General features: G+C 66.2%; 3 protein-coding genes. 1 reads left to right on the forward strand and 2 read right to left on the reverse strand.

Going from position 1 to position 11062, the window contains the following annotated elements; genetic code table 11:
* Positions 1-14: 14 nt before the first annotated feature.
* Together ACZ9QC_RS12195 and ACZ9QC_RS12200 are read right to left on the reverse strand one after the other, a co-directional pair.
* Complete coding sequence (locus ACZ9QC_RS12195) at positions 15-6962, reverse strand: polymorphic toxin-type HINT domain-containing protein (RefSeq protein WP_472920172.1); 6948 nt, start codon at positions 6960-6962, stop codon at positions 15-17.
* A 104-nt stretch (positions 6963-7066) separates the two neighbouring features.
* Complete coding sequence (locus ACZ9QC_RS12200) at positions 7067-10426, reverse strand: laminin G domain-containing protein (RefSeq protein WP_472920173.1); 3360 nt, start codon at positions 10424-10426, stop codon at positions 7067-7069.
* Positions 10427-10493: 67 nt separating this feature from the next.
* On the opposite strand from ACZ9QC_RS12200, the gene ACZ9QC_RS12205 reads away from it, so the two are divergent.
* Positions 10494-10859 (forward strand): hypothetical protein, encoded by a 366-nt coding sequence (locus tag ACZ9QC_RS12205; protein WP_472920174.1) that lies wholly within the window; start codon positions 10494-10496, stop codon positions 10857-10859.
* Positions 10860-11062 lie beyond the last annotated feature (203 nt).

Below are 11062 nucleotides of genomic sequence, written 5' to 3' on the forward strand. Positions count from 1 at the left end.
CTTTCGCCAACTCCTCATCGAAGCCGGATGAAATTGTCGTAGTGATTGGAGGTGTAGTACACCTCACCCTTCCGCCCGAATACGAGACGCTCCGCCCCTCGATTTCCCGTCCCTCTGCCGGAAGGCCAAACATCGCTCTCGGTGTAGTAGCCGAGCGGCCTATCTGGGAGCTGCCCATTGCCATTTCCGTACTCTCCGGCAGGTCGACCTCTCCGACCGCCCTGGTGTGTCATGGCAGGCGGTCGCCCGTTCATATCGTAGAAGTCAACGACCTCTTGGATTCGACTCTGGGTTGCGGCCTTGCTCTGGCCGAAAATCCCATCCTTGAGCGGGGCGCCGAAGCGGCAGTTGCTGTTGTGAACGAGTACCGGCGTGGCCCCCGCCAGCACATAGTACGTGTGCAGGTCATCGACGGTGAGGTTGTAGGTGGTCGCGTGCCTCGTGTAGGCCCGGTTACCGCTGACGATGACCATGTCGCCGCCGCCGGTGAGCAAGGTCATGCCCGGTTCGAGCTCGCTTGCTTCAATCCAGGCGCGCTGAGACGGTGACCAGAACGGGTGCTCGTGGGTCGCCGTCAGCTTCTCGATACCGTCCTTGGTGGCTATGGACAGCTCGTTGAAGTACTTGTCGTCCTCTGTGACGATGAGGCGGGTCACCTCACGCGGCCCCGTTTCACCGGTCTCAGGGTCGGTAGCCTGAACCTCATCGCCGAGTTCGACGTCCTCGATGTCTTTTGTGCTGCCATCCGCCATCAGGACGTCCGTCCCGGCCAGGAAACACCTGCAGCGAGAACCTGCTCCTAGTTTCCCATTTCCGCGAGTTCCTGGCGCCTCGGCCTGCGCTGCCACGCCAGAAAGGAACCCCGCGGACTGATTCCTGAACACAATCATAATTTCCTGCGGGCAACTCTTCATTGCCCGGCAGACATTGAGCGCCCAGTACCCGAGTTGTTGCTGGGCACCCTCATTCTCAAGGTCATTCAGGTAGCTCGGAAGTTGACCGTTGGTGTACCGCACCCCATCCAGATACTGATGGAATTTATCGGTGAACTCTTCTCGCCCCTCCCAGCCTGTCGGTACGGATACACCAGGGTGGACGACTGTTTGACCTCTGGAGTTTCCAGTGCTATCCGTGCTCGCGGTTCCGCCGCTCTTGCTGTAGTCGACCGCCTCGTTGGGCCGCCCGTTTCCCTTTGAGCCGTCAGGGCGCGTCGGGCAAGCAGGATCGTTCGGGCCACCGCACTTCAGGCCGAGGCCGGTCGGGTCGGAGAAGGTGATCGGGTTGTTGATGCTGTACGTGTAGCCGTTGAGGGTCTGGTGCTTGTCGAGTTCCAGCAACGGGTCCACGCTGATGAACTGGCCCGTCTTCGGGTCGTACTCACGCGCCCCGATGTGGGTCAGTCCCGTGCCCGCGTCCGCCGGCTTGCCCAAGAAGCTCTTGTCGTCCGGCCAAACCGTGACCGGTTTCGGGTCACGCGACGCGCCGAACGGTGACGTGTACCTCTTCGTGACCGCGTACGTCGTCGCGTCCAGCGTGATGCTGGACGTGCCGTGGTGGTCAGAGGCCAGGAAGCTCAGCTTCGTACCCGCCGTGCCCGCGGTCGCCGTACGCACCGCGATCGTCTGGCCGTTGGCAGTGTAGTAGCGCGTGCCGGAGAGGGTCTTCGTCATGCCCTTGGCCGTCAGGCGGACCTCCGTGCCGCCCAGGTACAGGATCGTGTCGCCGTCGCCCTTGGCGCGGCGGATCAGCAACTCCCCGTCGGCGTCGTAGAGATAGCTCGTCTCCGCCGTGCCCTCGGTGGTTTTGGCGAGCTTGCCCTCACCGTTCCATAGGAGGGACTGCTTGGACTTGGGACCAGGACGGGACGTCGTGTTGCCGCTCACGTCGTAGTCGTAGACGGCCGCCTTGGCGCCCGTCGTGTTGTCCAGGGTGTGCGGCTTCTTATCGCCGGCCGTGCTGGTGTCGTCGTACGTGTACGTCGTCGTGCTGTCGCCCGTGCCGGTGTGCTGGGTCTCGGTCTTACGCTGGCCGGCCGCGGTGTACGTGTACGACGTCCAGTACGGAGCCGCGCCGTCGATGTTCGACGTCGTACGGCCCGAAGCGGCGCAGTCGGCCGTCTTCGGGGTCCAGGACTCCGTCAGGCGGCGGTGGCCGTCGTACGTGAAGCACTGGTAGTCGGGCTCGGCCGTTCCGCCCAGCGTCGACGCGTCGAAGATCGACGTGACGTTGCCTGCGTCGTCCTGGGTGAACTTCAGCTCCTGCGGCATGTAGCCGTGCACGTCGTCGGTGACGTAGGAGCGGGTCAGGCGGCGTGTGCCGGACTCGTAGTCCCAGTTCAGGTAGGCCTTCTTCGCCGAGGCCGTGCCGTCCTTGCCCAAGGTGAGCTGACGCAGGTCGCCTTGTGGAGAGAACACCGCGCCCTGTAGATAACCGGTCGTCCCCGTCGACTCGATCTGCTGGCCGATTGCGTTGTACTCGTAGCCGACCGACTCCGCCGGCAGACCACCCGCCGCCGGATGGGACGACAGACTGATCGTCCCGTCCAAGCGGTAACCCGTCGCGAAGGACAAGGTCTTAGGTACGCCCGCCACCACCAGGTCGTCGTTCTCAGGGAGCAGGAGCTGGCTCTCCTTGACCTGGTACAGAGGGTCGTACGACGTGATCTTCTTCGTGTACGCCTTGCCGGGCGCGACCGAACCGCCGTCGTAGCGGACCGCCGTGTCCAGCTGCCCCTTGGCCAGCGTGTCGAAGGTCCAGGCAGCGAGCTTGTTCGCATCCGTCTTCGTGCCCTGCCAGAGGCCCGTCTTCCGGTTCAGCTCGTCGTAGCCGTAGAGGAGCTTCTTGCTCTCCTCTTCTACGTTGAAGGACGACTCGACCCGGTCGAGGCTGTCGTAGACCGACTTCGCCGTGCCCTTGTCGGGGTCGGTCGCGGTGACCTGGCGGCCGAACAGGTCGTAGGTGTACGACCACACCGTCTTGTCCGGACCGGTGATGGACTTCTGCTGGCCCGCGTCCGTGTACGTGTAGGTGGTCGTCGTGTAGTCCGTGCCCGTCGGGTTCGGGCCCGCGTACTCGCGGCGCTCGGTCATCTGGCCGAGGGTGTTGGTGATCACGGCGGTGGCCTGGCCGCCGGGCGGGGCGGACGTGGTGACCGTGTCGCCGGTGTACGTCGACTCCGTCGTCCAGCGGGTCACGCCGTGCGTCTTCGTGACGGTCTTCGTGGCACGACCGGCACCGTCGTACGTCGTGTCGGTCTGGATCGGGGCCTGGCTTCCCTCCGTCTGCACCGGAGTGCCGGACGGGGCGGAGGTGTTGTCCCAGATGTCGCCCTGCGCGCTGATCGCCAGCCCACGGCTGTCGTAGCGGATGAGCGAGACCAGGCGTCCGCCGACTGGGGTCGGGGTCTGGACCTGCCGGGTGCGCAGCAGGTTGTCGTAGAACTCGTACGTGGTGTTGTAGCCCGATCCGTCACCCTTCATCGCGCCGGTCGACACCCACGACAGGCCCGAGTTGGTGATGTTGTAGGCGTAGACGTAGTTCGGCTTCTGGCTGACGACCTTGAGGCGGTTGGGCAACCAGACGCTGGTGACACGGCCGAGGCTGTCGTACTCGGACTCGGTGATCTTGTTGTTAGCGTCGGTCACCTTGAGCGGCGCTCCGGTCGCGAACGACACGGCGGTCGTGGCCTTGTGACCCTTGATGTTCGTGACACTGCTGGAAGTCAGCGGGCCGGCGTCCGTCGGGACATAGGCCGTGTCCGTGACCAGTGCGTTGTTGGTGTCCTTGATCAGGCGCGGACGGCCGAGCGCGTCGTACGTCGTGGTTGCCATCTTCTGCCAGGCCGGGGTGTCGTCGCTGCCGTAGGACTTGGCGCGGCCTGCCCAGACCGCCTCGCCCTTCGTGGGCTTCTGCGATGCCGACCAGGCCGTGGCCGTGGCGTCGTCGTAGACAGTGGCCGTGTCGGAGATGACGTCGCCGGGGCGGCTGCTGTCAGCCGGGAGGTCGAGGGCCGAGTCCGTCGTGGCGCACGTCTTGGCAACCGTCCGGTTGCGGGAGACCAAAGAGTTGATGCCGTTGTCGGCGTTGCGGGCGTACCAGGTGCGGGTGCACTTCTCGTCGCCGGTGACGGCCGCGTCGCCCTCGTCCTCGGTCGTGCTGACCATGCCGAAGTCGTCGTAGGTGTACGAGATCCGATGCGCTCGGTTGACGGCGGTGCCGGTGGTCGTCACCCGGGTGCGGTCCGTCTTGCTGGCGACCCGCACCATGTACGCCTCGGTGTCGGCGTAGGACTTGTGCTGGGTGGCTGTCTTCTCCGACCAGATGCTGTTGATGGTTCCGGAGACCTCGGCGGAACCGTTGTAGGTCACACTCTCCCGGACGAAGCCGGCGTACTGATCACGGTCCGTGGCCGCGCCGGCGAGGATGCCGGTCACCGACGCCGACTTGCGGTTGTCCGGGTGTGGTGTCCGGCCGTCCGTGCCGAGGACCCGGTCACCGTTCATGCCCTGCATGTAGACGGTGACCGTCTTCAGCTGAGCGGTGTCGCTGGTACCCGTCAGGTGCGTGACACGCTGGAAGCCGCGCCAGAGCGACCAGGTGCGCTCCTTCGCCGGGACGAAGGGGTCCTCGTTGTAGTGCCAGGCGGGCGTCGAGTACTGGTAGGTGTGCTGGACCGCCTCCGTGCCGCCGTCCGGGGCCGAGGTGAGCACGGAGGTGACCGGGTACTTCTGGAACCAGTCGAGGATCGGCGTCTGCTCCCCGTTGGGCGACCAGTACACCGGGTAGCAGCGCTTGGTGTTCTCGTCGACCTTGGGCATGGTCTGCCCGTGGACGCAGTCGGCCTCCATGTACGACACGATCGTCACCGCGCCCGCCTCGGACGTGATCGTCTTCAGCCGCGGCTTGTCGAAGGAGAGGATGTTGTCGCTCTGTCCGTCGACGCGGTTGGGGAGCAGGGTGTGCTCGAAGGTCACCGGGGGCAGGGCGAGGTCGGTGCCGCGCTTGCCGGTGTGCTTGATCTCCTTCAACCAGAGGGACTGGTCGGCGGAGTCCCCTGTGTCGCCCGGGTCGGGGTAGCTGTGCTGGAGCGCCCAGTTGTCGACGGCCGCGTACGCGGGGGTCGCCGCCGCCGCGTTCCAGGCGTACGTGGTGAGGCCGGTCAGCCGCTTGCGGGTGAAGAAGGAGGGTCCGGTGTTGCCGGTGCACTTGTCGTCGCTCTTGCAGACGGCGTCGAAAGGTACGTCGGGCCAGTTGTCCCGCGTGTCCTCGGTCAGCGAGTCACAGCCGGTGCCGGAGGCGACGCAGCGCTCGGCGTAGTCAAGGACGACCTTGTTCGAGGCCGCGGGGGTGGCCGAGAAAAGGGCGCCCTTGCGCTGGCCGTAGCGGATCTCCTTGAGGTATCCGCCGCGAACGTACTCGGTGCCGGTGGTGTCGTCGCCGAGCATGTCGTAGTGGTTGGTCTCGGCCTGGTACCAGTAGCTCATCGCGTTGCCGTGGGTGTCCTCGACGTAGTCGAGGTTCCACCGCCAGGCCTGCTTCTTCTCACGGCCGGAGAGGCCGCTGCCACTGCCGTAGCCGGGTTCACCCGAGTCGTCGCCGAAGACCGGGACGGTCCAGACCGACTCCGTACGGTCGCTCGCGCCCGCGCCGTCGAGCTTGTTCAGGCCGAAGACGTATTTGGTGCCGTCGCCCGTGACGACCGTCCAGTACTCGCCCTTGTCCCCCGCCGAGGTGTCGGTCTTCGCGTCACCGTCATCGCCGTTGTCGGCGCCGACGGAGTGCGTGACCGTGGAGGCGTCGTCGTTCTTCAGGCGCCACTGCTTGGTGGTGTCGTCCTTGACGAGCTCGGTGGCCTTGCCGTTCAGGACGAGGGAGGCGTTGTCGTACTTCCAGCACAGGTCGAACTTGTCGTCCTGCCCGTCGTCGTCACAGGAGCCGTACTTGCGCTCGACATACGAGGACGTGAGGTCGAAACCCTCACCGACCTGGCTGCTCTGGTTGTTCGTGTTGGCGGTACGGCCGTCCACAGCGCCGGAGTCGTACGAGATCGACAGCCCCGGGGCGGGACCGGCCGCGGCCGGCGGCGTACGCAGGGGGTAGGACCAGGTAAACGTGCCGGCCGAGCCGCCCGCCTCCCAGGTCGAGGAGGACGCCAGGGGTGTCGCCTTGTAGTCGCCGCCGCCGGACTGCGTGCCGGCGGCCAGAGCGAGGACCATCGTCTCGGCACGGGACGCAGCGGGTTTGAAGGTCAGCGTCGACGAAAGCTGCTCCTCGGCACGGTCGTTGACCGACACCAGAGGCTTGGGCGCACGGCACTTGCCCGTGTCGCTGTCGCCGAGCAGGCACGCCGGGAACTTCAGCAGGTTCAGCCGGCCGGCCCAGTCACCGCCGTAGGCGGAGGCGAACGCCGCGTAGTCCAGACCGAGTTGAACCCTTCCGCCCGTCTTCGGTCCGGTGACCTTGAGTACAACGCCCTTGATACCGAGCTTGTTCGCCGTCTTCTGATCGAGGACCTCAACTTTGACGGAGCCCGCGCTGCGCGGTTTCTTCTCGGCCTTGGTCGCCTTCGGTGCCGTAAGCGTGACGGGCAGCGAACCAGGGGTGCCCTTGGCCTTGCCCGATCCGTCCAAAGAGAGTGTCGCCGAGCCGCCGACAGGCCAGGTGACCTTTCGCGCGCGGTCCTGACCGGCGCGCTTCACCGCAGCGCGGTTGGCGACTTCGATCTTCTCGGCGAGCGCCGCGACCTTCTTGTTCGTCCTCACCGTCCACGGGGAGACCTTGGTCGCCTTCGGGGCCTGCAGATCAGGCCTGCCGAGCGGATCCACTTCAGCCGCGAACACCACCGGTGTCAGCAGGCCAGGCAGCATCGCGAAGCCCACCACCGAGGCGATGCGCCTCGTCCAGACGCGTCTGCCAGATGTGGCTGTCCCCGCTCCGGACGAGCCTGGGGCGAACTGGGTCATGACAAGTCTCCTTGCGGCGGCGGCTCCGCTGAAACGGCCGCGCACCGTTGAAGGTCAATGGAAGAGAGAGCAGGGGGAAGCTCGCTGAGGCGGGCCCGCGCGATCTACGTGGACGGCTGGGCGATCTGGCTCAGTACCTGTTCCTTCGGCATGGCACCGGACCACACACGGAACTTCGCCAAGTCACCCGGCAGGTAGTGTCCGGTGGTGCCACCCGCCGACCCCCGACCGACCGAGAGTGTGCCCGAACCCTGCTGAGCGGTTTCCAGCCCGTCGTCTTCCTCGCTCTGCTGGGGAAATTGACCGACGTACAGCTTGGCCACGCCGAAACCCTCTGTCCCGTCAGAGGCGCTGAAGGGCTTCACGGCATCGAAGACTCCGGTGACATCGACCCATGTGCCGAACTCCTCTTTGCCGATCAGCTCCTGGGCCACGGAGACGGCGCTGTCGACCACCTTTCCGGTGGAGTCGACTGCCGTCCGACCGAACTTCCACTGATAGACGCCGTCCGCCGCCTTCTCAACCCACAGGGCCCAGGAGGACTCCTTGCCCGCCGGGGTCGCCTGTGCGGCGACCACTCCTCGGTAGCCGTCAGGCTTGGAGTCCAGCAGAGCCTTGCTGAGTCGTACGCGGGCGGACACCGTGAAGGATCCGGTCTCATCGATCACTGGGCCCGTCCTGTACGCGTATGCGGAGGTGCCGTTGAGCACGAGCGCCGTGGCATCCTCACCGGCCAGCTTGGCGTCGCCGGCCAGCGTCAGACCACCGCGTTGGTACGGGAACGAGGTACTGGCCGGGTTGTCGGGGTCCTCCGGGCTCTCCGAGACCTTCGCACCGGACGAGATCGTGGCGTCCCAGTGGGCGACCAGTTCATTGGTCGGCACGTCGTCCATCTTCAGCTGGTGTTCCTCGCGGATCTGCTCAGGCTGCTGCGCCTCCTGCCACACCGCGACCTCGTCCACCCGCCCCCGGAAGTATTCGCCGTACGTACCGCCGACCTTCGAGACTCCGAACATCAGGTTCCGGTCCGCCGCCCAGGGCGTGTACGTCGACGCGGCGTCGGACAGCACGACCGGATCGCCCTGGGGCTTCCCGTTGACGTACAGCTGGATCGTGTCGTTGCTCTTGTCGGCGTCCCTCTTCGCATCGAAGACAGCGGCCAGGTGCGTCCAAACCCGCAGTGGAGGATTGGCCGCATCGGCCACCGAGCGGATGTAGACAGGACTGTCCTTGTCCTGGTCGGTCCGGTTGAACACCCACTTCTTGTACGTGGACGAGTAGTAGAGCGTGAACGCCGAACCCCGGTCGCCGGGCGCGGACAGCACCGTCCTGTTCGCAGAGGCATCCGTGAGGTACGTCCACGCCGACACGGTGAAGGAGTCCTGCGTGTTGACGGCGGGTCCGTCCGTCGACGCGTAGCCGCTCTGCTTGGCCGGGTCCGTACTGTCGTTCAGCCAGAGCGAGTAGTCACCCGCGCCACGGCGTGCCATCGTCGACCAACCGGTCCCGGCCGCGTCACGCAGCACAGCCTTGTGACGTGTCCCGGCCTCGCCGGTGTCCTGGGCATCCGTCACGCCGGAGCCCGGCGTACCGTCGTCGAAGCGCCAGCGGCCCGTCGGGCCGGGCGGCAGCCCCACCTTGAGGACGAACTCCGCCGGCGGTCCCCAACGCACGCGCCCGTCCTTGTCCAGCTTGAGATCGCTGGCTTCCACCGACAGGGTCTGCGTACCGGACAGACCGGGAGTGATGTCCTTTCGTGTCACCGGCTCGTTCGTCTTCGGAGCATTGACCTGCTTCGCCCCACTCGCGCCCGTGGTGAGGAAGCGCCAGCGGTAGGCCATCACGTCCTTGTCGGCGGCGTTCGGTCCGAAGGTGAAAGTGCCCGCCACACCCGGGGCGCCCTTCGGAGCACAGGCATTGACCGTGCACTCGGTGTACGGCTGCCCGGGCACGATGGTCGGCGCCTTGGGCGCGGTCGAGTCGATCCTCAGGTAACACCAGGAGGAGTACGGCGAGAACAGATCACCGGACCGACCGTCATAGCTCCAATGGGACTGGGTGCGAGCACGGAACCGATAAAGGCCTCCGTCCGCCCGGTTGGTCGTCGTGATCGACAGCAGGTCACCGTCCGTGGCCCACCCCTCAGCCGGTCTGTACCCGCTCCACACCTGGGACCAGGTCCCCTTGGTCGTGTCATTGCTGGAGCGCTGCATGACGAACTCCGCCTGCAGGGCGGGCGTCGTCTCGTCCGCACCAGGCTGCACCAGGGTCTGCACTCGCGCGTGAACCGTCGGCGCGAGCACCGTCACCGTCAGCGGGTCCGACAAGGGGCGGCATGGCCCTGTCTTGTTGCCGGTCCCGGGGATGGCGCCCACTGTGGTCGGCACACCCGGCTTGTGCACGTACCAGACCTTGAGTTCCGCGTTGTTGTCGAACCGCTTCCACGCACGCGGCTCGGTCTCGTCCTTGGCCCGCAGCATCAGGGTCAGCCGGGGGAACTTGCCCGCGGCGAAAGCCCGCACGGTGGAGGCGAGATTCTCGTCCGCCTCAGCAGGGTTGTCGTTGAACTCGACCCATGCGTTCGGCTGCTCGGGGCTGCACAGGTCACCGCGGCCCGCCGAGACGTACCTGTCGCCCATCTGATCCAGCTGTTTCGGGCCCGGCCAGCGAGTGCCCTCCGAGATGTTGTCCGTACGCTCCAGGTCGACCCAGTACGGAGTGCAGTTGAACGACCAGGTCTCCCTCGCCCGGAACGTCGCGTCCAGCACATGCTTGCCGGCCAACTTTCCGGGACCGAACTCGAAGTACATGCGGTCCGTGTAGCCGGGACCGCAGGCGTAACCGTCCGCGACACCACACCGGCCGACGCCCTTGGGCTCGGTGAACTTCCAGAACTTGTCACCGTCCGACGACAGCTTCGTCCACTCGGATACACCCAGCCCCACGGGCGGGTCGATGAAGACCGGGTAGACGGTCTCCTTGCCCCGAAGCAGCGCCAGGTCCGGCTTCACGGAGACGGTGCCGTCCCCCACGGTCACCGGAAGCTCCGCCGTGGCGTCCCCCTCACCGGGGTGGGAGAGATCCTCGGTGGCAGCCTCGGTCTCAGCTTTCTCGGCGGCGGCCGTGGAGAAGAGTTGAGTCTGCGGCCCGGCCACCGCGTCGTCTCCCGCCGAGTCCCACATCTGTCCCGCAGGCCCCCGGAACACCGGGTTCCCGTCGGCGTCGACAGCCCGCAACCCCCCGCCTTCGCCAGGCACGACACTCAGGCCCGATCCTGTGGCCGTGAGGCTGATGTGCTCCAGTTCGGCGCTGCCAGCGGCTTCGGCGGACCTGACCACGAGCACCTCGCGGTAGCCCTCGGCCGTCGCCGTCATCTGCAGGTCCACACCGTCGACAGGCACGTTCGCGTACGTCGCGGTGGCACCGTCCAGCGTGGGCGCGGGGAGCGATGTGGGCCAGCCCATCCTCAACTCCTGGCCGTCCCGTCCAAGCCGCAGCAGGCCCGACCCATCCCCGCCGCCCGAAAAAGCCATGTCCACCACGGCGGCCTTCGGTCCGACAGTTCCGTCGGAACGTTTTTCCAGGGTGACGTCAACAGCCTGCCACGTGCCGTCCTCAGCGCGTGCGCGCTGCGGTTGCGTCGACTGGGTGAGGGTGAAGGTGCCGTCGGGGTTCGCCACGGTCGTCGTGTACTCGGTCCGCTCGGACGGTACTTCGACCGGTTCGCCGGTTGCCGCCGCGCGCTCCGAAGCCGACTGCTCGGTCAGCGCCGATGCGGGAACCGCGGCCGCCGCGTCGTCAACGCTCGCGATCGACACAACGGGCAACAACGACAACAGCGTCGCCGCTGCCGACAGCCCCCCGACTACACGACGCGAACTACCTCTTCGCATCTGAACATGGCGATACCCTCGCCTCAACCCCACGACCCCACCCCGTAGCCACAGAAGTCACAGAAGTCACAGAACCTTCATAGATCTGGGCGAGTTAACGCTGCATCAGTTCCCGACGTCAATGTGAACTGCATCACAATTGCCCGCACATGGCGGCCCCTGACCTGGGGTTTTGAGAGACGCCTATCAGCCAACAAGGCGGGAGGT

This window comes from Streptomyces sp. HUAS MS02, assembly GCF_055702265.1.

Coding starts and splice junctions, on each gene's coding strand:
- ACZ9QC_RS12200 (WP_472920173.1), bottom strand. CDS start 10,426: ATGGGCTGGCCCACATCGCTCCCCGCGCCCACGCTGGACGGTGCCACC.
- ACZ9QC_RS12195 (WP_472920172.1), bottom strand. CDS start 6,962: ATGACCCAGTTCGCCCCAGGCTCGTCCGGAGCGGGGACAGCCACATCT.
- ACZ9QC_RS12205 (WP_472920174.1), top strand. CDS start 10,494: ATGTCCACCACGGCGGCCTTCGGTCCGACAGTTCCGTCGGAACGTTTT.